The organism is Corynebacterium antarcticum (assembly GCF_016595285.2).
In the GTDB taxonomy this organism is placed as follows: Bacteria; Actinomycetota; Actinomycetes; order Mycobacteriales; family Mycobacteriaceae; genus Corynebacterium; species Corynebacterium antarcticum.
In genome coordinates this window covers 619,147-644,051 of the sequence record NZ_JAENIP020000002.1, presented here as the reverse complement: position 1 = coordinate 644,051, position 24,905 = coordinate 619,147, and the positions used below count along the sequence as shown (strand labels likewise).

24 protein-coding genes are annotated in these 24,905 nt (G+C 67.8%); 4 read left to right on the top strand and 20 right to left on the bottom strand.

The genetic code is table 11. The annotated features are described in order from the left end of the window. Positions 1-5 precede the first annotated feature (5 nt). From JIM95_RS07060 to JIM95_RS07050, 3 genes are all read right to left on the bottom strand, one after another. Positions 6-1,109, bottom strand: a complete 1,104-nt coding sequence (locus JIM95_RS07060; RefSeq protein WP_200255978.1) for a ferredoxin reductase — start codon at positions 1,107-1,109, stop codon at positions 6-8. A gap of 167 nt (positions 1,110-1,276) precedes the next feature. Next, a complete protein-coding gene (locus tag JIM95_RS07055) occupies positions 1,277-1,783 on the bottom strand; it encodes a DUF6912 family protein (RefSeq protein ID WP_200255976.1) in 507 nt (168 codons plus the stop codon). A gap of 3 nt (positions 1,784-1,786) precedes the next feature. Next, the gene (locus tag JIM95_RS07050; protein ID WP_200255974.1) at positions 1,787-2,197 is read right to left on the bottom strand and encodes an HAD family hydrolase; all 411 of its coding nucleotides are present in this window, start codon (positions 2,195-2,197) and stop codon (positions 1,787-1,789) included. 293 nt (positions 2,198-2,490) lie between these two features. On the opposite strand from JIM95_RS07050, the gene JIM95_RS07045 reads away from it, so the two are divergent. Continuing rightward, on the top strand, positions 2,491-2,973 hold the full coding sequence (locus JIM95_RS07045) for an Rv3235 family protein (RefSeq protein WP_200255972.1): 483 nt from the start codon (positions 2,491-2,493) through the stop codon (positions 2,971-2,973). A gap of 120 nt (positions 2,974-3,093) precedes the next feature. On the opposite strand, the gene secA is transcribed toward JIM95_RS07045, so the two are convergent. The 13 genes from secA to JIM95_RS06980 all read right to left on the bottom strand — a co-directional run bounded on the left by secA (position 3,094) and on the right by JIM95_RS06980 (position 18,217). Next, a complete protein-coding gene (gene secA / locus JIM95_RS07040; RefSeq protein ID WP_200255970.1) occupies positions 3,094-5,736 on the bottom strand; it encodes a preprotein translocase subunit SecA in 2,643 nt (880 codons plus the stop codon). Positions 5,737-5,934: 198 nt separating this feature from the next. Next, a complete protein-coding gene (hpf, locus tag JIM95_RS07035) occupies positions 5,935-6,606 on the bottom strand; it encodes a ribosome hibernation-promoting factor, HPF/YfiA family (RefSeq protein ID WP_200255966.1) in 672 nt (223 codons plus the stop codon). 132 nt (positions 6,607-6,738) lie between these two features. After that, positions 6,739-7,185: a ComF family protein gene (locus tag JIM95_RS07030; protein WP_234034356.1), complete on the bottom strand. Its 447-nt coding sequence runs from the start codon at positions 7,183-7,185 to the stop codon at positions 6,739-6,741. 207 nt (positions 7,186-7,392) lie between these two features. Next, a complete protein-coding gene (lpqB, locus tag JIM95_RS07025; protein ID WP_200255963.1) occupies positions 7,393-9,168 on the bottom strand; it encodes an MtrAB system accessory lipoprotein LpqB in 1,776 nt (591 codons plus the stop codon). Then, positions 9,168-10,811, bottom strand: a complete 1,644-nt coding sequence (mtrB, locus tag JIM95_RS07020) for an MtrAB system histidine kinase MtrB (RefSeq protein WP_200255962.1) — start codon at positions 10,809-10,811, stop codon at positions 9,168-9,170. Before mtrB ends, lpqB begins: the two co-directional genes overlap by 1 nt. A gap of 68 nt (positions 10,812-10,879) precedes the next feature. Further along, a complete protein-coding gene (gene mtrA, locus JIM95_RS07015; RefSeq protein ID WP_200255961.1) occupies positions 10,880-11,560 on the bottom strand; it encodes an MtrAB system response regulator MtrA in 681 nt (226 codons plus the stop codon). A 131-nt stretch (positions 11,561-11,691) separates the two neighbouring features. Beyond that, positions 11,692-12,336 carry a dTMP kinase gene (locus JIM95_RS07010; protein ID WP_200255960.1) on the bottom strand — a complete coding sequence of 215 codons (645 nt, stop codon included), beginning with the start codon at positions 12,334-12,336 and terminating at the stop codon, positions 11,692-11,694. 36 nt (positions 12,337-12,372) lie between these two features. Next, positions 12,373-12,735 (bottom strand): hypothetical protein, encoded by a 363-nt coding sequence (locus tag JIM95_RS07005; protein ID WP_200255959.1) that lies wholly within the window; start codon positions 12,733-12,735, stop codon positions 12,373-12,375. Between the two features lie 81 nt (positions 12,736-12,816). Further along, positions 12,817-13,608, bottom strand: coding sequence for a hypothetical protein (locus JIM95_RS07000; RefSeq protein ID WP_200255958.1), 792 nt, complete (start codon positions 13,606-13,608; stop codon positions 12,817-12,819). A 167-nt stretch (positions 13,609-13,775) separates the two neighbouring features. After that, entirely contained in the window at positions 13,776-14,981 is a 1,206-nt protein-coding gene (gene manA, locus JIM95_RS06995) for a mannose-6-phosphate isomerase, class I (protein ID WP_200255957.1), read from the bottom strand. Positions 14,982-14,999: 18 nt separating this feature from the next. After that, positions 15,000-15,995 (bottom strand): hypothetical protein, encoded by a 996-nt coding sequence (locus JIM95_RS06990; protein ID WP_200255956.1) that lies wholly within the window; start codon positions 15,993-15,995, stop codon positions 15,000-15,002. A gap of 158 nt (positions 15,996-16,153) precedes the next feature. Beyond that, positions 16,154-17,530, bottom strand: coding sequence for a phosphomannomutase/phosphoglucomutase (locus JIM95_RS06985; protein ID WP_200255955.1), 1,377 nt, complete (start codon positions 17,528-17,530; stop codon positions 16,154-16,156). 240 nt (positions 17,531-17,770) lie between these two features. Then, entirely contained in the window at positions 17,771-18,217 is a 447-nt protein-coding gene (locus JIM95_RS06980) for a DUF3499 domain-containing protein (RefSeq protein ID WP_200255954.1), read from the bottom strand. Positions 18,218-18,312: 95 nt separating this feature from the next. On the opposite strand from JIM95_RS06980, the gene JIM95_RS06975 reads away from it, so the two are divergent. After that, positions 18,313-18,768, top strand: coding sequence for a metallopeptidase family protein (locus JIM95_RS06975; protein WP_200255953.1), 456 nt, complete (start codon positions 18,313-18,315; stop codon positions 18,766-18,768). A gap of 58 nt (positions 18,769-18,826) precedes the next feature. Here the strand turns inward: JIM95_RS06975 and JIM95_RS06970 are convergent, their stop codons facing one another. The 4 genes from JIM95_RS06970 to rfbD all read right to left on the bottom strand — a co-directional run bounded on the left by JIM95_RS06970 (position 18,827) and on the right by rfbD (position 22,496). Further along, positions 18,827-19,174, bottom strand: coding sequence for a WhiB family transcriptional regulator (locus JIM95_RS06970; protein ID WP_234034355.1), 348 nt, complete (start codon positions 19,172-19,174; stop codon positions 18,827-18,829). Positions 19,175-19,555: 381 nt separating this feature from the next. Beyond that, positions 19,556-20,647, bottom strand: coding sequence for a mannose-1-phosphate guanylyltransferase (manB, locus tag JIM95_RS06965; RefSeq protein ID WP_200255952.1), 1,092 nt, complete (start codon positions 20,645-20,647; stop codon positions 19,556-19,558). A gap of 63 nt (positions 20,648-20,710) precedes the next feature. Continuing rightward, positions 20,711-21,607 (bottom strand): glycosyltransferase family 2 protein, encoded by an 897-nt coding sequence (locus tag JIM95_RS06960; protein ID WP_200255950.1) that lies wholly within the window; start codon positions 21,605-21,607, stop codon positions 20,711-20,713. Between the two features lie 4 nt (positions 21,608-21,611). Next, the gene (gene rfbD, locus JIM95_RS06955; protein ID WP_200255948.1) at positions 21,612-22,496 is read right to left on the bottom strand and encodes a dTDP-4-dehydrorhamnose reductase; all 885 of its coding nucleotides are present in this window, start codon (positions 22,494-22,496) and stop codon (positions 21,612-21,614) included. 121 nt (positions 22,497-22,617) lie between these two features. Here rfbD and JIM95_RS06950 point away from each other — a divergent pair, with 121 nt between their 5' ends. Then, complete coding sequence (locus JIM95_RS06950) at positions 22,618-24,204, top strand: LCP family protein (protein ID WP_200255946.1); 1,587 nt, start codon at positions 22,618-22,620, stop codon at positions 24,202-24,204. Positions 24,205-24,238: 34 nt separating this feature from the next. Next, the gene (locus JIM95_RS06945) at positions 24,239-24,895 is read left to right on the top strand and encodes a TIGR03089 family protein (RefSeq protein WP_200255944.1); all 657 of its coding nucleotides are present in this window, start codon (positions 24,239-24,241) and stop codon (positions 24,893-24,895) included. Positions 24,896-24,905: the final 10 nt, after the last annotated feature.

Genomic DNA, 24,905 nt, shown 5'->3' with positions numbered 1-24,905 from the left:
ACGGGTCAGACGTCGACGGAGACGTCCCCGGCTGCCACGCACACGCAGGTGCGGATCCGTTCGCCCGGTCCGTGGATGTCACCGGTCCGCAGATCGTGGACGTATCCGTCGGTCAGGGGCCGTACGCAGGTCTGGCAGATCCCCATCCGGCATCCGAAGGTGAGCTGGATGCCGGCGCCCTCCGCCGCCTCGAGCAGTGTCGTCGCGCCGTCGGCGTGGCAGCTGCCCCGGTGGCCGAAGGTGATCTCGCCACCGGTCGCCTCACTGCTGCGGTCGAGGGTGAAACGTTCGGTGCGCAGCTCTTCGTCGGTGTCGAGATCCGACCACCAGGCCTCCAGGGCGTCGAGCATCTCGTTCGGTCCGCAGGCGTAGGCGGTGCGCTCGGTGACGTCCGGGACGATCTCCGCAATGGCGTCCGGGGTCAGGCGCCCCTCCTCGCCGGTGATGCGCACGATCGCGGTGAAGCCGGAGTGTTCCCGGCGGAGCTTCCCGATGACGTCCGCGAACAGCAGGTCGTCCTCGGTTCTCACCGAGTGGATCAGGGTCACGTCGCCGAACTGGTTCCGGTCGGCGAGGGTACGCAGCATGCTGATCACCGGGGTGATGCCTGTTCCGGCGGTGATGAACAGCAGCTTCTCCGGGATCGGGTCCGTCAGGTGGAAGTCACCCGCCGGGGCGCCGATCCGCACCGTCATACCGGGATGGGCGCTGCCGACCAGGTGGTTGGACAGCTTGCCCCGTTCGACCGCGCGGACGGTGATGGACAGGAGATCCCCGGCGGGGCGGGGGCTGCAGGTCAGTGAGTAGGAGCGCCAGACGTAGCGTCCGTCGATCTGGACGCCGATCCCGATGTACTGGCCGGCCGCGAAATCGACGGGTACCCCCCAACCGGGGCGGATGACGAGGTTGACGGTGTCTCCCGTGTCCCGGGAGACGCTGACGATCCGCCCCCTGAGTTCCCGCACCGACCACAGCGGATTGACCAGTTGCGTGTAGTCGTCGGGCAGGAGGGGGGTGGTGAAACGTCGTAGTACATGGCGCAGGGCGCCGAGCCCGTCCCGCGCTCTGGCGGCTTTGGTGACCACAGTTGATTCACTGTCCTTCTGCATTCCCGGATACTCGTACGAGCCCGTAGCTTACGGCATCGTAGGTTGGGTGTCCACGCAGGACACGACACCGGGTTACGTTCACGCAGAGAATGCGCGGCCCGCACGGACGAGTCGGGGCACACTGCCGTAGGGCTCACCCCGCCCCGCGACCCGCCCGACGGGACCGCTCAGAGAAGCTGCACCAGCGCGTCGAGTTCCTGGACCTCGTACCAGGCCATGAAGTTGTCCAGGGCGTCACCGACGGTCAGCTCGGCGTCCTCGTCACCCAGATCCGCGGCATCCACGACCTCCACGGCGGCCGCCGTGGCCGCCTCGCTGCCTGCGATGTCGACGTGGAAGCAGACGATGTCGGCCAGATCGATCCGCGGAGGGTCGAGCCGCACCACCGACTCACCCGATTCCGGGGACACCTCGACGGAGCCGTCGTCGATGTCCGCCGAAACCACCACCCGACGGTGCGGGAAACGCTCCGGGCTCCCCGTGGCCAGCAGGCGGAGCGAGGCGCGCGCCGCATCCTGGAACGCGAGATGTGCGATCTCCTCCTCGTCCCCCGACGTGTAGAACTCCAGCAGAGCCGGGGTCACCGCGAAACCCCATCCCCCTCGCGCGGTGAGGGAACGTTCCTCCGCGAGTGCGGACAGCATGTCGAAGGTGGCCGGAATGTAGACCCGCACCGCTCAGAACTCCCCTTCGATGCCGAACAGACCCGTGATCTCGACGATCGCACGGTCGAACTGCTGGTAGTAGACGCCGACCAGTCCCGCGCGCACGGCCGCGTGCACGTTGAGGATGGAATCATCGACCATGACGCAGTCCCGGCGTTCCAGTTCGATCGCGTCGGCGGCGGCCTGGAAGGCCCCTTCCTCAGGTTTCTCGACGCCGATCTCGCCCGAGAGCACGACCGCATCCACGATGCCGCGGTACTCCAGTTCCCGGATGGGCTCCGCTCCGGGGCCGCCGGGATCGTTGGACAGCACGGCCGTGGCCACACCGTTCTTCTTGGCGGCGACCAGCAGGTTCCGCCACCGGCGCTGGTCCTCCTCGGTCCCGTCCAGGACACCGCAGTAATCGACGATCAGTCCACGCACTTTTGTTCTCTCCGCTCCTCGGACACGTTGTCATGCGCGCGGCCTTCCGGTCGACGCGCACCGACGGGTGCGGCGTCAGTGGACGCCCGCAACCCCGGCACCACCAAGGTAGTCGGTCAGCGGCCCCGCTGTCGCGCCGGGTATCACACGCCCGACGGATCAGGCCCTGTCACCGGCGCAGATCCGCCCACCCCCCGCGGATCAGCTCTCCCGGATCCGGAACCGAATACGGGGCGGCGGGGTCCATAGGAACAGAAAGACACCCCCGCCCCCTCCCCATCCAGGAGCACACGATGCTGAGCACCCTCCCCGGGCACGTCCACATGAAGTCCGTCGACGCCCACGGGTACCGTACCGCGGGGCAATCCCCGCGGGGCCGACCGCGGGGAACATCCAGCCCGTCGACCCCGGCCTCCCCGGAGTCCCGGAGGGCGAGCCACCGTCTGGTCGTCGTCTGTCTCGAGGCCGCCTTCGCCGTGCGTCCGCCCACGCAACTGCGCATGTCCGAGTACTCGGCACAGGTGCGGCAACTCGTGCAGATCCGCCACCGACGGATACTCCGCGAGCGATCCGCGGGAGCCGGGCGGGTGACCCTGACCTCCCTGCACATCCGGAGGGAGGACACCGTCCCCGATGACACGGGAGCCCCCACGAAAACGATCCTGGAGGTCTGCGGATCCACCCATGCTGCGGGCCGGTGCTGGGCGTTCGCGGCCAGGATCGAGCGGGACAGCGGTACCCGCCCCTGGCGGATGACGGCCCTGCGCCTGTTCTGAGCGCCTCAACCCCGGACATCCGGACACGGAAAGGCGGGTGCGCCCACCACCGTCAACGGTTGGCGTGCACACCCGCATCCGTCACCACGCCCCGCCGGGGCCGCGGTGTGGATCAGTCGATCAGGGTTCCTGCGGGCCGGAGGTCGGCAGGGACTCCGGCGAGGGACGCCGGGAGCCGGTGTCCCCGAAGTCCCGGCTGTCGAGCTTCCCGTCGTGGTTGAGGTCGGTCGACCCCTCCTCCTCGATCTTGGGCAGGATCTGCTTGCGAAGGATGAACAGCTGCCGGATGGTCTCCTCCTTGATCCCGTCCTTCATGGCGTTGAACATGTCCCCGCCCTCCTTCTGGTACTCGACCAGGGGATCACGCTGCGCCATCGCGCGGAGACCGATGCCCTCCTTGAGGTAGTCCATCTCGTAGAGGTGCTCGCGCCACTTCTGGTCCACCACGTTCAGGATCACGCTGCGCTCGACAGACCGCATCTGTTCCTCGGAGCCCTGCCGGATGATCGTGTCCTCCATCTCGCTGTACTGGGTGTGCACGTCCTTGAGGACCGCATCCAGGAGCTGTTCGGAGGTCAGTTCGCCGGGCTGGCCGTACTCGGAGCCCTTGACGAGCGTCTCCCAGTCCACCGACGGGCCGTAGAGGCTCTCCAGGGCGTTCCAGAGCCGGTCGAGATCCCAGTCCTCGACGTATCCGTTGGCCGTCTCACCGGCGACATAGGCGGCGATGGTGTCGTCGATCATCGACTGCACCTGGGGGCCGACGTCCCGGCCCTCGAGGATCTGGCGGCGCTCACGGTAGATGACCTTGCGCTGCTCGTTCATCACCTCGTCGTACTTGAGGACGTTCTTGCGCATCTCGAAGTTCTGGTTCTCGACCTGGGACTGCGCACCCTTGATCGAGTTGGACACCATCTTCGCGTCGATGGGCATGTCGTCCGGCACGTTGAGCCGGTTCATCATGTTCTCCATCGTCGCGCCGACGAAACGGACCATGAGGTCGTCTCGCATGGAAAGGTAGAAGCGGGTCAGACCCGGATCCCCCTGGCGTCCGGAACGGCCACGGAGCTGGTTGTCGATGCGGCGGGACTCGTGCCGCTCGGTACCGAGGACATAGAGACCACCGGCCTCGCGGACCTCCTCCGCGAACTTCTCGGACTTCGCCTTCATCCGGGCGATCTCCTCGTCCCACGCCTCCTCGTAGGCCCCCGGATCCTCGACGGGGTCGAGGCCACGTTCGCGCAGGTTGATGTCGGCCAGGATGTCGGGGTTGCCGCCGAGCACGATGTCGGTACCACGGCCAGCCATGTTGGTGGCGACGGTGACGGCTCCGGGCAGCCCGGCGCGTGCGACGATCTCCGCCTCCTGCTCGTGGTGCTTGGCATTCAGCACGTGGTGCCGGATGCCGCGCTTCTGCAGCAGGCCGGACAGGTACTCACTGCGCTCGACCGACGTGGTGCCGACGAGGACCGGCTGCCCCTTCTCGACACGCTCCGCGATGTCATCGACGACGGCGGCGAACTTCGCCTCCTGGGTCTTGTAGACGAGGTCGGTCAGATCCTCGCGCTGATTCGGCCGGTTGGTCGGGATCGACACCACGTTGAGCTTGTAGATCTGGTGCAGCTCAGCGGCCTCGGTCTCGGCGGTACCCGTCATACCGGCGAGCTTGTCGTACAGACGGAAGTAGTTCTGCAGGGTGATCGTGGCGAGGGTCTGGTTCTCGCTCTTGATCTCGACCCCCTCCTTCGCCTCGATCGCCTGGTGCATGCCCTCGTTGTAGCGGCGACCGGGCAGAACGCGGCCGGTGAACTCGTCGACGATCATCACCTCGCCGTTGCGCACGATGTAGTCCTTGTCGCGCGTGAACAGCTCCTGGGCCTTGATGGCGTTATTCAGGTAGCTCACCAGCTGGGAGTGCTCCGGGGCGTAGAGGTTGTCGATGCCGAGCTGATCCTCGACGAACTCGACGCCCTCCTCGCGGACACCGATCGTCTTCTTCCGGTGGTCGACCTCGTAGTGGACGTCGAGGCGCATCTTCGGGACGATCGTGGAGAACGCCGAGTACCACTCGCTGGAACCGTCCGCGGGACCCGAGATGATCAGCGGTGTCCGGGCCTCGTCGATGAGGATCGAGTCGACCTCGTCGACGATGGCGTAGTGGTGCGGTCGCTGCACCAGCGCATCGACGCTCTGGGCCATGTTGTCCCGGAGATAGTCGAAGCCCAGCTCATTGTTGGTGCCGTAGGTGATGTCCGCGTTGTAGGCACGACGTCGCTCGTCGGGACGCATGCTCGAGAGGATGACGTCCGTCTCCAGCCCGAGGAAACGGTGCACACGACCCATCCACTCCGAGTCGCGCTTGGCCAGGTAGTCGTTCACCGTGACCACGTGGACGCCCTTGCCCTCCAGGGCGTTGAGGTAGGCGGGCAGCACACAGGTCAGGGTCTTGCCCTCACCGGTGCGCATCTCCGCGACGTTGCCGAAGTGCAGGGCCGCACCGCCCATGATCTGCACCGGGTAGTGCTTCTGCCCCAGCACCCGCCACGACGCCTCCCGGGCGACGGCGAACGCGTCCAGCAGGATGTCGTCGAGGCTCTCCTTGTCGGCCAGGCGCTCCCGGAACGTGTCCGTCATCGCCTTGAGCTCATCATCACTCATTTCGGCGTACTTCGGTTCGAGGGCGATGACCTCGTCGGAGATCTTCTTCAGGCGCTTCACGGCGCGCCCCTCACCGACTCGGAGGATCCGGGACAGTCCAAACACGGGCAGTCGTCCTTTGTCTTTTGTGGGTTCAAGCGGATGGATTCCCGATCATTCTACGCGCCCACCCGGACATGGGAAGCACCCGCCACCTCACATCCGGTGTGGGTGACGGGCGCTCAGGTTCCGGCTCCCGTGGAGCCGGCGCGGTGCCGGCGACTCCCACGTAAGCGAAAGTGCTGCACACGCACCTCTATGCGATCATTCGCCGGGCTCCGTCAGGGTGATCAGACCGTAGTCGAACGCGCGGCGACGGTAGACGACAGAGGGGCTGCCGTTCTCCTCGTTGACGAAGAGGTAGAAGTCGTGTCCGACCAGCTCCATCTCCGACAGGGCATCATCGACGCTCATCGGGACGGCCGGGTGTTCCTTGGTACGGACGATCTGGCCGGGAACGATGTCCTGCACGCTGTCCGCGTAGGGATCGACGTCGAACTCCCCCTTCTTCTCCTGCTGCGGGGCGTTAGCCTCGGCGGTGAGTTCAGCGGCGATCTCCCCGGTCGACAGCGGCGCACGGTGTCCCGAGCGGCTGATCTTGCGGCGCGCCTTCACCTTGCGCAGTGACCGTTCCATCCTGCTGAGGGCGGTTTCCAGGGCAGTGTAGAAGCTGTCCTCCTTCGCCTCGGCGCGGGCGATGTGGCCCTTGCCGGTCGCGGTGATCTGGATCTTGTCGCTCTGATCACTGCGCCGCGGATTCGGCTCGTGCTGGAGCTCGACGTGGAAGAAGGTCAACGTCGGGTCCAGGCGCTCGATCTTGGCGAGCTTCGAGTTCACGCGTTCCGCGAAGTGCTCCGGAACCTCCACGTTACGGCCCGTGATGCTCACCTGAGTCTCAGGACGCAGGCCGTCTTTGTTGTCAGCAGGCGTGGTCATTGCTCTTACCTCCCGGTATCGGCCACCGCACAGAAGTGGGTGGGATTACCCACGACGTCCACGGTGACGGGAACTACTGCAACCTCAAGTTTACCTGCCGGTCATAACCATCGGGCGGGATACCCCCGATAGCTAAGCAGCGGTAAGTGCGACCACCCCCGTGACCTGTATTCCGGCGACTGACAGACGCTCCACTGTGGCAGCTGCGGTTGCCCCCGTCGTCACCACGTCATCGACGACCACCACCCTCTCCGGCCACCCGCCCACGCGCCGAACCAGCCTGACCGCGCCCAACAGATTCGTCCGGCGGGAGGCGGCGTCGAGGTCCGCCGAATCGCGGACCGAGGGGGCGAGCTGGACCAGGGGCACCACACCGAATCCGGTCGCCCGACAGATCGCGGCGACGGTGTCCCCGCCCCGTAGCCGGGCCGCCCTGCGACGGGTAGGTGCAGGTGAGAGGACCGGACGGGGAGTCGCGGGCAGGTCCCCCCGGGCCGTGAGATATCCGATCGCGGCGCCGAGTACGGCCCCGATCTCGGGGATGGCGTCTCTCCTGCCGCGCTCCTTGATCCCGATCACCGTCGACCGGTGCACCCCACCCCACGGCCCCAGTGCGAACACCGGTACCCGGGGATCGACCCGGGGGTCGACCCGGAACGGCGGCCGCCTCCACTCGATCCTGCAGGGTTCACACAACGTCACCCCTGCGGCGCCACAGCCCGCACAGCGTCTCGGCAGCAGAAGCTCCAGCACCCGGACTCCCCGCTCTCCGACCCGGCCCGCGCCCTAGTCCGCGACCACGGGGACCGCACGCGTCCCCTGGAGCGCCGGGACCTCCCGCCAGAACGCCGCGGAATTCGTCGACGCGGGCAGCTGGAGCATCGCGCGGGCGTCGGTCACGTAGAGGGTGTTGGGGGATGAGGCGACGGCGACGATCGGTGCCGTGAGGTTTCCGGTCGGCAACGACGTCACAGCGGACCCGTCCACCTCGACCCGCCAGACCGGAGTGTCCGGTGACGACGTACCCACCAGCAGCGAACCGTCCTGCTGCCAGGAGAGCGCGAGCGCGGTGTCCCCGATCGCCGGTGCGATCTCGACCGGCCGGACGATCTTCCGCTCCCCCGGTGCGGGTCGCGCCACGGTCCCGACCCACACCCGGCCGCTGCGGATCATCGCGACCCGCACACCGTCCGGCGAGAGCCGGAGCACCGAGATCAGCTGCTCATCGCCCCCGTTGTCCGGCTCATCGAGAGCACTGGCGTCGACCTCCACCTGGGACAGCTCCCCCGTCGACGTCGAACGCGCCACGCGGGCGACGGTCCGACCGTCGAGGACGGTCCACAGTGCGGTGGCCTCGTACTCGAAGCTGGGGCGGGTCAACGTTCCCGCGGTGAGCACCTCGGCGGTCTGCCCGCCGACCGGTCCGAGCAGGAGCCGCGAGGATGCCCGGCCACCGGCCGCGGTGACGGACGTCGGCTGACCCGGAGCGCCCGCTCCGCCCAGGTTCTCCACCACGGCGACCACGCCGCCGGATGAGGAGATCTCCGCGGATCCGATGTTCCCCGCCACCCCGAGGGGCCCCGCCACGGGCCGCGCGTCGGTGCCGTCCACGAGCATCAGTGACCCCTCGTTCAGCGCGTAGAGCGGACTGATCGCACCGGCGAACGCATTCGGGTTGAATTCCGCGACGTCCTCCACGGTCAACGCGTCGTGGGCCGGGTCTATCGGGGCCCCGTCGAGTTCGACCCGGTAGGGACCGCGGGTACCTGAATGCGCGAGGGTCCACACCACCTGTGCCGCGAAGCGGTGCCGCTGATCGATGTCCAGGTCACCGAAACCGGTGAAGTGGTAGACCCCGTCCTCGGCGCCCGTGAACACGGCGTCCGGCGGTATCTCGTCGACCACTCCCGGAGCGAGATCCGCCTGGGGCCCCTCCATCAGCAGGGAGAGCAGAGCCGTGTCCAGTGAGGGTTGACCGTTGTAGACCCAGCGGCGGTCTCGGACCAGGAACTTCCCGGTCGGGGCGAAGAAGAACAGTTCATGCGGGCTGAACTTGTTCCGGAGCTCCGTGCGTTCGAGAATGATCCCCGAGGGCAACGCCGAGATCCGCCATTCACCGTTCACCCGGTTCAACTGCATCGTCGCCTCGTACTCGCCGTTCTCCGGGGTGTACACGCCCCCGGTGGCGAGCGTGCCCACCACGGTTCCGCGGACCTTGTACGAGATCGAGTCCTCGGTGGCCCCGGGTTCCGCGTTGAGGTCGATCCGGTCGAGGACCAGGGTGGACGCGGTGTCGTCCCATTTCGCCGCGGTCGAGTCCGTGAGGAACCCTCGTGCCGCCTGATGCTTCTGCGCCGGGTTGCCCGCGGCCGTGAAGAATCCGCGCAACAGCAGATCGGGTTCCTGCCCCGGTACCGGGGCCAGCTCGTCCTCCGTCGGGTGCGTCCGCTCGAAGGGACGGATGGCCTGTGGCGCGGAATCCCCGGGAAGGCTCGTGCATCCCGCGACCAACGCGGTGACCAGTGTCAGGGCGATGAGCGGGCGGAGACGTCGATGCTCCATCAACTGGGCTCACCTTCCTCCCCGGTGGTGACGGGGGACGGGGACACTCCGGTGTCCGGGTGTCCGGCGGGCACCGGTGTCCCGGTCCGGTCCGGTTCCGGACCGTCCTGGTCGACCGCCAGCGGCAGTGGAGGCTGACCGCTCCACGTCGTCCCCGGGGTGGCGGGGAGCATGAGCCGGAAACAGGAGCCGACGCCGACCTCGCCGGTGGCCTCCAGGGAACCCCCGTGCAGGACCGCGTCCTCGTGGGAGATCGCCAGTCCGAGCCCGGTGCCCCCGGAATGCCGGACCCGCGAGGGGTCGGCCCGCCAGAACCGGTTGAACACCAGCTCCTCCTGGCCCGGTTTCAGGCCGATACCATGATCTGTGACGGTGACGGCGACGACGTTGTCGCCTGTCGCGACGCGGACCATCACCGGTTCCCCCTCCGAGTGGTCGACGGCGTTGGCCAGGAGGTTCCGGAGGATCCTCTCTATCCGGCGGGAATCGCCCACGACGGTCACCGGAGTGGCGGGCTGGTCGAAGTCGACCTCGACCCCGAGCTCCTCCGCGAGGTGTTTCACCTGCTGCCACGCCGCCGCGACGCAGGTGCGCAGATCTATCCTCTCCTCGGACAGGTCCGCGACGCCGGCGTCGTGCCGGGAGATCTCCAGCAGGTCCGCGAGCAGGGACTCGAATCTGTCGAGTTCCCGGACCATCAGTTCCGCGGCACGCCGCGTGTACGGGTCAAGCTCATCCGCGCGGTCCGCGATCATGTCGGCGGCCATCCGGACGGTGGTCAACGGGGTGCGCAGTTCGTGGGACACGTCCGAGGTGAATTGGCGCTGCAGATTACCGTACTCCTCGAGCTGGTGGATCTGTTTCGACAGCGATTCCGCCATGGCGTTGAAGCTCATGGCCAACCGCGCCATCTCGTCTTCGCCGTCGACCCGCATCCGCTCCCGCAGGTGGCCCGCGGCGAAACGCTGGGCGATCCTCGAGGCGGACCGGACGGGAGCGGTGACCTGCTGGGTCAGCAACCAGGCGATTCCGACGAGGAGAACGATGAGGACCACGCCGCCGAACGACAGCAGGCCGCGCATCAGAGCGAGTGTCGCCTCCTCATTCTCCAGCGGAAGGACGAGATACAGCTGGAGACCGGGAATGTCGGATTCCGTCGGTGTCCCGATGATCAGGGCCTTGTAGATCGATCCGTCGACCCGGTCGATGGTGGAGTACTGGTAGGAGATCTGCCCCTGGGAGACGAAGCTCCGGAGCCGGTCCGGGATCCGGTACGCCTCCGGAGACGTGGCGACGACATTCCCGCCGTCGGCGACCACCAGGACGGGTTCGAACACCGCCACCGACTCGGCGGTTCCGCCGGTGCCCCTGTTGGTCAGGGCCGCTCGGGCGGAATTGATGCGCACCTGGGTCGAGTTCGAGGTGTCCGTCGCCGCGACCTGCTGTTCGACGATCGCCCGGGCCCGGTCGATCTCAGAGGTGGCGATGGACAGTTTCGCGTCGATCAGTCGCTGGGCGACGATACTCACCATGGCGAGTCCGAGGATCAGGACCACCGCCGCTGACGCGGCGAGGATCGATCCGATGACCCGAACCTGGAGTGACGTACGCCATGACTCCGTCAGGCGTTGCCGTACGCCCATCAGTTGACTGTTTAAAACTGTCCCTCTCCCTCATCCCGCTGATCCGGTGGCCCCGAGGACCGGTGTCGTCATTCCCCGGCGCCGGTCTTGTACCCGACGCCCCGGACGGTCAGGACGATCTGGGGATTCTCCGGGTCCTTCTCGATCTTGGCCCGCAGCCGCTGCACGTGGACGTTCACGAGCCGGGTGTCCGAGGCGTGCCGGTACCCCCAGACCTTCTCGAGAAGCTCCTCGCGGGTGAACACCTGCCGTGGGCGGCGCGCCATCTGGAGCAGGAGGTCGAACTCGAGGGGGGTGAGCTGGATCTCCTCGTCTCCCCGCTTGACCATGTGCCCCGGAACGTCGATGGTGAGGTCGCCGACCTCGAGCACCTCACTCGGCTCGTCATCGGTCCTGCGCAGGCGGGCTCGGATGCGGGCGACCAGTTCCTTCGGTTTGAAGGGCTTGTTGACGTAGTCGTCCGCCCCGGATTCGAGGCCGAGTACGACGTCCACGGTGTCGGTCTTGGCCGTGAGCATGACGATCGGCACCGTGGACTTCTGCCGGATGACGCGGCAGATGTCGATCCCGTTCATGCCGGGGAGCATGAGGTCGAGCAGGATCAGATCCGGCTGTTCGCGCTCGGCGACCGCCACCGCCTGCGCGCCGTCCATCACGGCGACGGTGTCGAATCCCTCGGCCTGAAGAACGATGGTGAGCATCTCGGAGATGGCGGGGTCATCATCGACCACCAGAATCTTGGCGTTCATCTGTCCTACTTCGCGTGTTGTCCGGGATTGTCCGGTGGCGTACCCGGTGTCCGGGTCAGCTGCCGCCGATACGGGCGCCGCACGGCTCCTTCCCCCGATACTACCCAGGGTTGGCGGTCAGGTCCGGTATCTCAGACCTGCCGGGCGTGGCCGTGGATCCGCACCGCCCTGAGTCGGGACTCGACCTCCGCAGCGGCCTCACCGGCGTCTCCCGGTTCCACGGAGAGCCACGGTCCCTGCCACGACTGTTCCGCGAGCCGACGGTAGACGGCCGATGTCCGCTCCTGGAGACCACGGTCGCGCTCGTAGCGGTCCCGGGTGCGGGAACGGTCAGCCGTCTCCCTGGATTCAGCTCTCGATGCGGCGAGATCCACTGGTGTGTCCAGGAGTACCTGGAGATCCGGCACGGGCAGGCCCAGCTCCCCGAACTCCAGATCGGCGACCCAGTCGCACAACGAGGGATCCTGGGCCCGTGCCGCGGAGTACGCGGCGTTGCTCGCCACGTAGCGGTCGAGGATGATGACGTCGGTGCTGTCCCGGAACCGGTCGAGGACCTCCCGTGCGCCGTACCTGTCGAGGGCGAACAGGGTGGCCATTCCGTGAACGCTATCCGTGAGGTCACCCATGTCCCCGTGCAGTGCCCTCGCGGCCAGCCGGGCGGGCGGGGACGTGTCGTAGCGGGGGAAACACAGAACGTCCGCTCCGGTCCGGTTCCTGAGTTCGGTGACGAGAGTGTTCTTTCCGGCTCCGTCGATGCCTTCGATGCTGACGATCATGGGTCTTTTCCTGGGGTGGGGTCGGGTGAACGGCGCTCAGGCGACGACGCCGAGGGCCTCGATGTAGGGCTCCGTGTCGTACTCCTCATCGACCTCCTCCAGGACCGATGTCGCGTCATCGTACAGCGATTCATCGCCGCTGCCGATGAGCTCGCGGATGAAGGGGTATTCCTCGACGACGTCCCCGGCGGAGTACGGGGCCCCGGCCCAGATCGCGGCGATCGTCGCCGCACACTGTCCGTTCACCCGGTCGTCGTCGGTCACGTGCGGGTCCCCCAGCAGCAGCTTGCACGCGTCCGCGACGGCCTCGACGATCTCGTCGTCGTCGAGGGTGGCCAGCTCATCCAGGAAATCCGTGTTGACCGGATCGTTGAGGATCTTGTTGTCCCATGCGCCCATCTGGACTTCTCCTGCTCTCTCGAGGGTAACAACGTCCCTGACCGGGATTCCCCGATCCGGGCACCGTGATAGTGTCTACTGTCACAGAGCCGCCACCTGCGGTTTCCGCCCCGATCCGACCGACGGCTCATCACGGGTGGACCGGTGACGGATCATGCGGCACCGAAGAACCAGCGAGTACCACGAGGCACCACAGGCCCCTGCCGAGGTGTTCTGAGGAGAGAAGATGAAGCGGGAAACGGGTGGAATCATCGTTTTCATCGTCACCGGGTGTCTCCTCGCGATCGCGATAGGCGTCGGTGTCTGGCGGTCAACGGCTCCGGCCCCCACCTTAGCCATATCGGCACGGGAGTCGGCAACACCGGCCCCAACGGGCACGACCGGAGCCACGTCACCGACCGATCCCACCGACGCGACGCAACCGTTGTCCACGACCTCCACCGCCACGGACCCGAGGGAGGGGCCCGTCGAGGCCCGTCCGCCGGCGACGGGACGGGTCACGGTCGACAGGTCGGATCCGCTGCTCCCGCCGAATGCGCACATCCCCGCCCCGGTTCCCCGGGGCACCAGATCCGTCAGCCCGACAACGTCGTTCCGGCCCCCGGCAGAGCCGGGACCGGTCGCGGTGGAACCGGTCCCCGACCGTGACGAGACGGCCCCGGGGCCGTCGACGGGTGCGGCACCCGGTCCGGCGACACCGGAAACCGAGACGCCGACGCCGTCACCGACACCGACCACCGAGGTCACGGCGCCCTCCACGACGCCGAGCGCTCCGTCCACCGCGACGACCACCCCCACCGCCGGGCCGGATCCCACGGGAACCACGGAGCCGGGTCCGGTGGATCCGGAGGAGGAGCTTCCGCCCCCGGTCATCGAGCCACCTGAGCCACCGTTGGTCCCGACCGACGACGCACCAGTGGAGGATGCTCCGGCATCTCCCGCAGCGGATGTCCCGGACACCCGGTCCGGCGGCACCGGGAAGCCGGCGGAGCGGACACCCGCACCCCCCGCCCCGGCGGATGATCCGGTATAGGCGGCCCTCAGGCCTTCGCCACGAACAGCTCCGCCCCGTCGGGCGCTGAGACGGTGACGGCGCTGTCCGAGGCCGGTATCCAGAGCGCGGAACCCGGCTTCAGTACGAGGGGTTCATCCTCGACCCCGTGACCCGCCGTGGCCTGGCCCGCGGTGCACAAGGCGATGACGGGGCCGTCATGTTCCACGACCGTGGAGGAGCCCGGCGCCAGGTTGTGCCGGGTGAGATCGAACTCCGAGGTCGGGACCGGGTAGTGCGTGGCCTCACCGGCGACCTCACCGTGGACGACGGGGTCCCCGAGGGCACGGAAGGTGAGAACCCGGACGAGTTCCGGGACGTCGACGTGCTTGGAGGTGAGCCCACCACGCAGGACGTTGTCCGAGTTGGCCATGATCTCCACGCCCATGCCGGAGACGTAGGCGTGCAGCTGACCGGCGTCGAGGAACACGGCCTCTCCCGGATTCAGGTTGATCTTGTTGAGCAGCAGAGCGCCGAGCACCCCGACGTCCCCGGGGTAACGCTCGTCCAGTGCCAGGATATTCCGGAGGACGTCCAGGATCCAGGGTTCGGCGTCGTTCTGCCGGATGGTCCGCCTGATGCACTCCGTGACCTTCTCTATCAGGGAAATCCGGGTCGCGGGTGGGATGGTGATCCATGTGGTGAACAGTGCACGGAGGTTCGTCTCCTCATGCTCCGGGTCGCTGTCCAGCATCGTCAGATAGCGCGCCAGCTCGGGGCACGAGATCGCGTCGAACAACCGGAGGGTCTCGGCGAGTGGCCGGAATCCGGCCAACGCCTCGAAGTCGGTGAGCGCGACGATCAGCTCGGGTTTGTGGTTGTCGTCGCGGTAGTTGCGGTTGTTCGCGTTCCGGGGGATTCCGGCGGCGTCCTCCCTCGCGCACCCTTCGCGCGCCTGCTCGAGGGACGGGTGCGCCTGGAGGGACAACGGCTCAGCCGCGGCGAGGACCTTCAGCAGGAAGGGCAACCGACCTTCGTACTGCGAGCAGACCCGGCCGCCGAGGGCCGCCTCCGGATCGGATGCGATGATGTCGATCAACGGGGTGTCCCCGACCGTCGATGAGCCTCCCGGATGGGATCCGAACCACAGTTCAGCCTCAGGCCGGGGGGACGGTGTCGGAAGGCCCCGGAGTTCCGCGATGGCTGTCCGTGAGCCCCACGGATACGTTCGGACCGTACCTGTCAGCAGATGCATGGTTCTGAAGTCACGTCCTCATTCGGTGGCGCGGTAGATGGAAGCGGCCCAGCCGCGGGTGGTCAGGCGCAGCGCGCCGGCGAGTTCGCCCGGTGCCGGTTCTCCACAGCCCTGGGCGGTAGCATCGGGCAGTTGGGTGTCATCAACGGCCCAGACGACGATCCTCAAGGATAGCATCGCAGGCTGGTCGTCAAGATAGGGGTCGTGGAAAACGTCCGCGGTCCGCGGACGGAGAGCAGGCAGTGCGACCGCGAGTTCGGGTTGCGGGATGACGGCCCCCGGCAGACCCGCGGAGTCCCAGATCGCGGAGACCACATCGGCGACCGCTGCACCGACAGGCCCCTCGGCCGAGTGGATGATGGTGCGCCCCGCGACGCTGTCCCGGAGTCTACGGGCCGGATTCACCACCTCATCGCGCTCGGGCCGCAACGCCACAAGCTCGGCGTCGATCTCGTCGGCGACCCGCTTGAGGGACTCGATGACGAGCGCGCGATCCTGTTCCAGCAGGTCCAGAACCGCATCGACGGTGGCGGTGACCCGTGCGGGCGAGTTCGCCCGCACGGTGGGGGGTTCCGGGACCACGGTCACGCGGGAGGGAGCGTCGGTCGTAAGCGGACCCCGCGACGGGGCGATGAGTACGGTCGGGCACCCACGTCCCACCGCAGCGGACAGCGCCCGCGCCCGCTCAGGGTCATCGACGTGTCCCGATGCGACGATGACGACATCCAGGGGGCCGGCGTAGGAGGGGAGCACCCCGGTCACGACCATCGGCTGCCGCAGGGGCGAACGGAGCGCGACCGCGAGCTGAGCCGCCCGCTTCGAGAGCAGATCCCCGACGACGATGATCACGCTCCTGGGACGGGTACCGGCGATATCGTCGAGTGCGCCGTCCGCGATCAGTCCGGCGACGCACCTCACCTGGGCTCCCTCGTGGGCGACATCGAAGAACCTGACCGCGTCGCTGTCGTACCGTGATCCGTCCGACCAGTCGTATTCGTACGTGGCATTCTCCATGACCGGGATCCTCTCTGCACGCTAGTCGCCGACACCGGAGTCCGGGAGGAGGGAGGAGCCGCCCGTCCCGTACATCGGCGCTCCACCGGTGCGGTTCGCCCCCCCAGGGTAGCGTGGAACCGCCTCCGGACGCCGGTACCCGAAGCCCCGGTGACGGGCTACGCCCGGATGATCCCCAGGATCTCGGTCACGAGCGCGTCGACCTCCCCGTCGCCGGGCGCCTCGACATTCAGGCGCAGCAACGGCTCGGTGTTCGACGCCCGCAGGTTGAACCACGCTGGTGTACCCGCGAGTCGCACGGTCACCCCGTCGAGGCGGTCGACGGATTCGGTGCGGTCGGCGAACGCCTCGAGGACTGCCTCGGTCCGCTCGGTCTGCGCGGCCGAGTTCTCGAGGCGTGAGTTGATCTCCCCGGAGGCCGCGTAGCGGTCGTACCGGGCCATCATCTCGCTCATCGGGGAGTCCTGGTGTCCGAGCGCCGCCAGAACGTGCATGGCCGCGAGCAGACCGGAGTCGGCGTTGAAGAACTCGGTGAAGTAGTAGTGCGCGGAGTGCTCACCGCCGAAAACGGCCTTCTCCTCCGCCATGGTGGCCTTGATGAAGGAGTGCCCGACCCGGGTGCGGACGGCGCGTCCACCGTTCTCCGCGATGATCTCCGGGACCGCCCTGGAGGTGATCAGATTGTGGATGATCGCCGCCCCCGGACGGTCGGCCAGGTAGCGCTCCGCGATGATCGCGCACACCGCGGAGGGACTGACTGGGTTCCCCTTCTCGTCGATGACGAAGCACCGGTCCGCATCGCCGTCGAGCGCGAGTCCGATGTCCGCTCCGGTGTCGAGGACGAACTGCTGGAGATCCCGGAGGTTCGCGGGCTCCAGGGGGTTGGCCTCATGGTTGGGGAAGGTGCCGTCGAGTTCGAAGTACAGCGGACGGACGTCGACCGGCAGCCCCTCGAAGACCGCCGGTACGGTGAGTCCCCCCATGCCGTTGCCGGCGTCGACCGCGACGGTGAGCGGACGGATGTAGGTGAGGTCCACCAGGGACCGGAGGAAGGCCCCGTAGTCGGCGAGGGCGTCGGTCTCCGTGATCTCCCCCGTGGTCCCGTCGAACTCCGGTACTCCGGCGACGAGATCATCGGCGATGGTCGCCAGGCCCGATGCCTGACCGACGGGACGTGCCCCCGCACGACAGAGCTTGATGCCGTTGTACTTCGCCGGGTTGTGGCTCGCGGTGAACATCGCACCGGGGCAGCTCCTCGATCCGGAGACGTAGTAGAGCTCGTCGGTGGATGTCAGTCCGAGCATCTCGACGTCGAGGCCCTGCTCCGCGACGCCTGCGGCGAAGGCGGACGCGAGTTCGGGTGAGGAGTCGCGCATGTCGTGTCCGACCGCGATGGACGTCGCCCCCTCAGCGCGCATGAGCCGGGCGAAGGCGGCCCCGGTGTCGTGGACGAAGTCGGCGTCGATACCGTCCCCGACCACGCCACGTATGTCGTAGGCCTTGATGACGGCGTCAACGGAATCACGGGTACGCATGCTTGTTCTCCTTCGAGAGTGGGCGCAGAAGCTGCGGGGACACCGGGGTGGTTGGTCGAACACTCACGTGTCGGCCACCCCGGATCCATTTTTGTTTCCGCCCGATCATACCCGGGGGTTTCCGGCACGCCGGCAGCGGACAGCCGCGGACGGGATTTCATCCCCGGATCAACCGCCTGTGATCCCCTGTATGCCCCGACCCGCACGGAGGATCACCACCCTCCGGGAATCGGCGCCGCGTCAGCCTTCCTGATCCCCGGGTGTGTCGGAGACGGACTCCTGGGGATCCGGGACGACGTGCAGGTGGGAGCGGCGGCGCTGGCGGGCCGCCTGAATGCGCGGCATGCGTCGGGCGGGATGCCGGGAATCGTCGTCCGGGGACGCGGATCCAGAGCCGTCCGGAACCAGCCCGGATGTGGATCGCCCGGCCTCGCGGACGGCTTCCGCCAGGGCGGTGAGGTCATCGTCGTCACCGAACTCCGGGTGTATGTGGTTGAAACGCAGGAGCTCCCAACCGAGAGGCGCGGTGATGGAGCCGGCATGGTGGTCGCACAGGTCCCAGCTGTGCGGCTCACTGTTCGGGGCGAGCGGACCGATCACCGCCGTCGACTCGGCGTAGGCGTACGTCAGGGTGGCCACGGCGGGTTTACCGCAGCCCGGGCGGGAACAGCGTCGGAATTGGCTCACGGGGACAAAGTCTAGACCGTAGGTTGAGGTTTAGGTAGTGCCCTCCCCCGGCGCGCCCCCTCAACGGGGACGGTGGGCACCGCTACGATGGGCCCATGCCCGTCCAGTCATCCCGCAACCGTCGGGACAGGGGACCCCGGGGCCCGCTGCTCCCCCCGGGAACACCACGGTACCGGACCACGAGCCAGCTCTTCGATGCCGCGGTCGTCGACGCCTACACACCGTTGCTGGACTCCTACCCCGAGCAACTCCGGAACCTGGACATCGCGGTCGACACCGTCCCCCGCATGCGCCTCCGCCCGGACATGACCGTGTTCCCCGAGGAGATCGCCGCCGACGGACCGGTCCCCCTGGGACGGGTCATCCCGGCCGGCGTGGATTCGCTCGGCCGGCCGACGCGGGCGCGGATCGTCATCTTCAGGAAACCGGTCGAGCAACGCTGCTCCGGAACCGGGGAACGGACGGAACTGCTCCGACGGATCCTGACCCAGCTGGTCGCCGCCCACCTCAACGTCGATCCCGCAGACATCGACCCACGATTCCACGACTGACCGGGAACACCGGCACGGGGAACGTCAGTGGGCGGATCGGGCACACGGTCGGTGCCAGCTACCCGAGGTGCTTCTTCAGCCGGCGACGCTCACGCTCGGAGAGGCCGCCCCAGATACCGAAGCGCTCGTCATGCTCCAGTGCGTACTCGAGACACTCGTCGCGGACACCGCACGCCTGGCAGATACGCTTCGCCTCGCGGGTTGATCCACCCTTGTCCGGGAAGAACGCCTCCGGGTCGGTTTCGGCGCACAGCGCCTGCTCCTGCCACTCCTGCTCGACGGCACCGAACAGCGCGTCCAGGGGCAGGGTGACTCCACGGAGCACGGGTCCGTCGGCCGGCACCCCACCGTCGCGGCCACTCACGGGCACGCTACGCAGAGACGCATCGGACGCGTAATCCTCCATGGACGCTCCCTTCCCCTGATTGGCGTTGAACAGTTCCGGATCACGGCCCGGGGGCCGCGATGCTGGCACGGAGATCCGGATGAAGAGGATCGACCCGGCAGCCAGTTACATAAGTGTGATTACACACGCGCCCCTAGATATCGTCAACCCGGGAGAGGGCTATTTTTCACCTCTGTCACGTTTTCCCAGGAAGTAAACAACATCAGTAACAGCAGCCACTGGCGGGAGGAGATGGGGGTGGACCAAAGGGGCGCCACATGTAGTGGCACCCCTCCCTTCAGATCGCAATGGGCTGAATGGTCGGCGTGTCGCAGCCGGAAACCGGGACCGAAGGATGTTAGAACCCCGGGACGCCCGTGTCCCGGTGCGACGTGCCGCCGCTCAGGCGTCCGACGAGAATCTGACGCCACCGTCGGGGATGACGACCCCCGGCCAGACGCGCATCCCGTTGCGCAGTTCACAGCGTGCGCCGATCTGCGCCCCCTCACCGATCACGGCGTCGAAGATCCGGGCGTTCGGCCCGATGTGCACACCCGAGGCGATGATCGAGTTCTGGATGATCGCCCCCGGCTCGATGGTCACGCCGTCGAACACGACCGTGTCATCCAGCCGGCACCCGGCGCCGATCTCCGTGCCACGGCCCACGGACGTTCCGCCGAGCAGCAGCACCCCGTCCTTGACACCGGCCGACTCGTGGACGAGTGACTCGCCCGTCCTGCCCTCGAGCAGAGGAGACGGGGCGATGCCCCGGACCAGGTCACTGGAACCGCGGACGAAGTCGTGGGGGGTCCCCATGTCCCGCCAGTAGGCGTTGTCCACGTGACCGTACACCCGGCAGCCCTCCTCGAGAAGACGCGGGAACGTCTCCCGTTCGACGGAGATGTTCCGCCCCTCCGGGATACCCTCGATGAGCTCGCGGCGGAAGACGTAGCATCCCGCGTTGATCTGGTCGGTCGGCGGATCCTCGGTCTTCTCCAGGAAGTTCCGGACCCGTCCCTCCCCGTCGGTGGTCACGCACCCGTAGGCCCGGGGATCGGCGACGCGGACGAGGTGCATCGTCAGATCGGCGTTCTTCTCCGCGTGGGTCCGCAGGATACCTCCGAGATCGGCGCCACCGAGCACGTCGCCGTTGAACACCATCACCGTGTCGTTGCGGAGACGGTCGTAGACGTTCCGGATCGCGCCACCGGTACCCCGGGCAGTCTCCTCGACGACGTACTCGATCTCCAGCCCCATGTCGGAACCGTCACCGAAGTACTCCTCGAACACCTCGGCCCGGAAAGAGGTGCCCATGACGACGTGGGTGATCCCAGCGGCACGGATCCGGCCGAGCAGGTGCGTGAGGAACGGCACGTTGGCCGTGGGCAGCATGGGTTTCGGTGTTGAAACGGTGAGCGGTCGTAGCCGGGTTCCCTTGCCCCCCACGAGAATGACGGCGTCGGTGTCCTTGGCTACCTCGTGTAGATCAGTCATCTGGTCTCTTTCTTGCGATCGGTTCTTCGGGTGACAGTACCGCACCTGTGGGGTGTCGGGCTGCTACGGTAAGCGGCGCAGCGGTCGGACGCGGGATGCCGCCAGGGCCACCGCGGCCCGGGCCTTCAGCCCCAGCCAGAGCACGATCCGCAGCGGCGCCATCCACGGCGCCGGGTGCCGGTCGGCCAGGAAACGGTAGGCGCTGTCGTGGTGCGCCGGAAGCATCAGATCGAGGTGGGCGCCGGCCGAATGCCCCTGATCGTGTCCGATCAGGGCGGCGGGGCAGTAGACGTTCTCCCAGCCCGCACGGCCGAGCCGGTCCCCCAGATCGACGTCCTCGAGATACATGAAGTAGCGCTCGTCGAAACCCCCGACGGCGTCGAAGGCCGACCACCGGAGCAGCAGACAGGATCCGGACAGCCATCCGGCGGTGTGTTCGGTGTCCATGTCCGTGTCCGCACGGTACGCCGCTGTCCAGGGATTGGACGGCCAGATCCCCGAGAACAGAGCGTGCCCGACCCCGTTCCGCAGGGTGGGGACAGCACGCGCCGAAGGATAGGTGCCACCGTCCGGTTGACGTATCCGGGGACCGACGGACCCCGCCCGCGGATGCCTGCGGGCACACGCGATGAGCTCGTCGATGCTTCCGGCGTCGAAGGTGACGTCCGGATTGACGACGATGAGGAATTCGGGATCCAGTTCGCCCCGGTCACGCCGCGCCCGCAGCTTCCGGGCGGCGGCGTTGATGGCACTGCCGTATCCGAGATTGCCCCCGGTACGCAGCAGCTCGACGTTCTCCCGCTCGGCTGCGGCCCGTTCCGGGACCCCGTCGGTCGATCCGTTGTCCGCCAGGATAACGTGCAGTTCCCGCCCACCGGCGTCGGGCAGTGAGCGGAGCAAACTGTCGAGATGCCGTCCCGGCGAATAGGTCACGGTCACAACGGGCAGAGGGAGGTTCACGGGGTCAGAGTCTAGCGCCAACCGCACGGGCGACGCCGGACCGCCACTCCGGGAGTTCGCCGTATCGCTCAGACCATGCGCCGGTGTCGAGAACCGACCACCCGGGTCTGGGCGCCGGCCGCGGATACTCCGCGCTACCGCAGGGCACGACCCGTTCCGGATCCGCACCGGCCTCGGCGAACACCTGTCTCGCGACGCCGAACCAACTCGTGTAGCCCGTTCCGGCGGCGTGCAGGATTCCGGCGGGCGCCGATCCGTCCGCCGCGAGCCGCCACAGTCCCCGGGCGAGATCCACGGCGTAGGTGGGGTTGCCGAACTGGTCGTCGACCACCCGGACCGGACCATCCTCCGCGGCGAGCCGCAGCATCGTGCCGACGAAGTCACGGTGTCCCGGAAGGAGCGCGCCCGAGAAGACCCAGGCTGTCCGCACCACCGTCGCCCGGACGCTCCGTCGGCCCGCGACCTCACCGACGGCACGTTCCCCGGCGAGCTTTGTGATTCCGTAGACGCTGTCGGGATCGGTCGGTGCGTCCACTGGCAGCGACCCGGCCTCCGTGCTTCCTGCGGAACCGAAGACGTAGTCGGTGCTGAGGTGTATGAACCGGGCGCCGATCTCCGCGCACCGCCCGGCCAGCAGACCGGGTGCCCGGGCGTTCAACGCCTCCACCTCCGCGCGGCGCCCCGGATCCTCCGCCCCGTCGACGTCGGTGAAGGCGGCGGTGTTGATCACGACGTCGACACCGTGGAGTGCCGCGGACGTCCCGACGGCCTCCACCGATGTGACGTCGAGGGCCCGCCTGTCGAGCCATCTGACCCTGATCCCCCCGGGAGCCGTGAGCCTCAGGGCCGAGGCGACCTGTCCGTTGCTTCCGGTCACTGCGACGTCCATGGCATAGACTCCTTCTCTGACAGTGGCGTGCGGCCCACGCCCGTGAGCGGGTGCCCGGTTCCCCGGAAGTGCCCCACCGCCACCTTAGAGCCCTTTTCGTCGACGCAGTTGGAGCTTGCCCGTGACCGATCACCACCGCCCGGTACGCGACATCCAGCCACCGCCGTCACCGGTGCCGGAGCTCACCCAGGCCGGCCCCAGGGCGCTGAGGATCCTCCTCTCACTGATGTCGGTAGCGGTCCTCGTCGTTTCCGGCATGGGCTACTTCACGGTCGGTCGTCTCGGCGACACCGTCGCCGGTGCGAGCAACCTGAATCTCGGCGGCGGGACCAGGGTGAAGAAGGGCGAACAGCTCGACGGCGCAACCGACATCCTCCTCGTGGGATCGGATTCCCGCTCGGACGCCCAGGGAAATCCCCTCACCCCGGATGAGGTCGCCATGCTCCGGGCCGGCGACGAGGCGAACGACAACACCGACACGATCATGGTCATCCGGGTTCCCAACGACGGTTCATCGGCGACGGCCATCTCCATCCCCCGGGACACCTACATCCACGATGACGAGCTGGGCAACACGAAGATCAACGGCGTCTACGGTGCGTACAAGGCCCAGCGCAAGGAGGAGCTCGTCGAGGACGGGGTCACCGACGAGAACAAGCTCGAGGAGCAGTCCAAGGACGCGGGGCGCAAGGCGCTCATCAATTCGGTGGCGAATCTCACCGGAATCACCGTCGACCACTACGCGGAGGTCGGACTCCTCGGCTTCGTGCTGCTCACCGATGCGGTCGGTGGCGTCGAGGTCTGTCTCAACGACGCGGTCTACGACGAGTTCTCGGGCGCGGACTTCCCCGCCGGGCGGCAGAAGCTCTCCGGGCCGGATGCGCTGTCCTTCGTCCGCCAGCGGCACGGTCTGCCCCGGGGCGACCTGGACCGGATCGTCCGTCAGCAGGCCTACATGGCCTCGCTCGTCAACCACGTCCTGAGCAGCAGCACCCTGTCCAACCCGAAGACCCTCAACCAGTTGGGCGAAGCCGTGAGCCGGTCGGTGATCATCGACGAGGACTGGGACGTCATGAGTTTCGCCAACCAGCTGCAGAATCTCGCCGGTGGTCGGGTGCAGTTCACCACGATCCCGGTGACCTCCATCGACGGCGTCGGTGACTACGGCGAGTCGGTGGTGACGGTCGACGTCGACACCGTCCACGACTTCTTCGACACCCTCCTCGGAGATGAGGACGGTGGCCGGGGAAGCTCCTCCGGTTCCACCACCGTCCCGGCTGAGGACAGGAAACCGGTGCCGGAGCTCGACGTCCACGTCCTGAACGCGACCACCGTCTCCGGGAAGGCGGGCCGGGTCGCCGGCGCCGTGAAGGACCTCGGATACCGGATCGGCGAGGTCACCAATGCCCCCGACGGCCTCTACCCGGAGAGCGTCATCGTCGCGGCGGACGCCTCCGATCCGGCGGTGAGACTGCTCTCGGATCAGTTGGGTGGGCTCGAGATCACCGAGTCCCCGACGCTGGTCGACGGTGAGGCGGTCGTCGCTGTCGCCACGGACTGGTCCGGCCCCGTCGGGACGGAACCGGTCGGCGGTTCCGCCGCACCGACGGGAACGGCCGAGGCCACCGTCGGACAGCCCGGCCCGGATCCCGCCCCCTCGGCACCGGTCATCGACGCCGGTGGGAACGGTCCGAGGTGCGTCAACTAGGACCGTCCCCGCGGGTTTCACCTACCCTCGGGGTATGGACCTGCTCCGCGATCTGTTGGCCGCCGACCCCGGTGTGCCCCGTCTGACCGTCTACAACGAGACCACCGGCGCACGCCTCGACTTCTCCGCGCAGACCCTCGACAACTGGGCGTCGAAGGTGGGGAACATGCTCTACGAGGAGTTCGATCTCCAGGCCGGTTCCCGGATCGCCGTGGACCTCCCCGCGGGATGGCAGTCGGTCGCCGTGGTCCTCGGCGCCCTGGCCGCCGGAATCGACTACACGATAGGTTCCGACCCCGCCGCGGAGGTTCTGTTCACGTCACCTGACCGGGTCGATTCCACGTTCACCGGCGACACCGCGGTGGTCACCGAAGATCCCTTCGGCCGCGGAGTCGAGGAATGCGGGGGCACCGTGCCGGACGGAGTCGTCGACTTCGGTCCGGTGGTGCGCTTCTACGGCGATCAGTTCCCGTACCCGACGCAGACGCTGCGCGAGGTCGTCGGTGATTCCGCGGCTCTTCCCCCCACGGGAGCCCGCACCCTGATCACCGGGTGGACCGACAACGCGGGATTCCGCACCGGGGTCCTCGCTCCACTGGCGGCGGGAGGCTCGGTGGTGGTGGTGAACGGTCCGGTCGACTCGACCCGGCTGGAGGCGATCGCCACCACCGAACGGGTGACCCACAGGTGAGCCGCCGCCA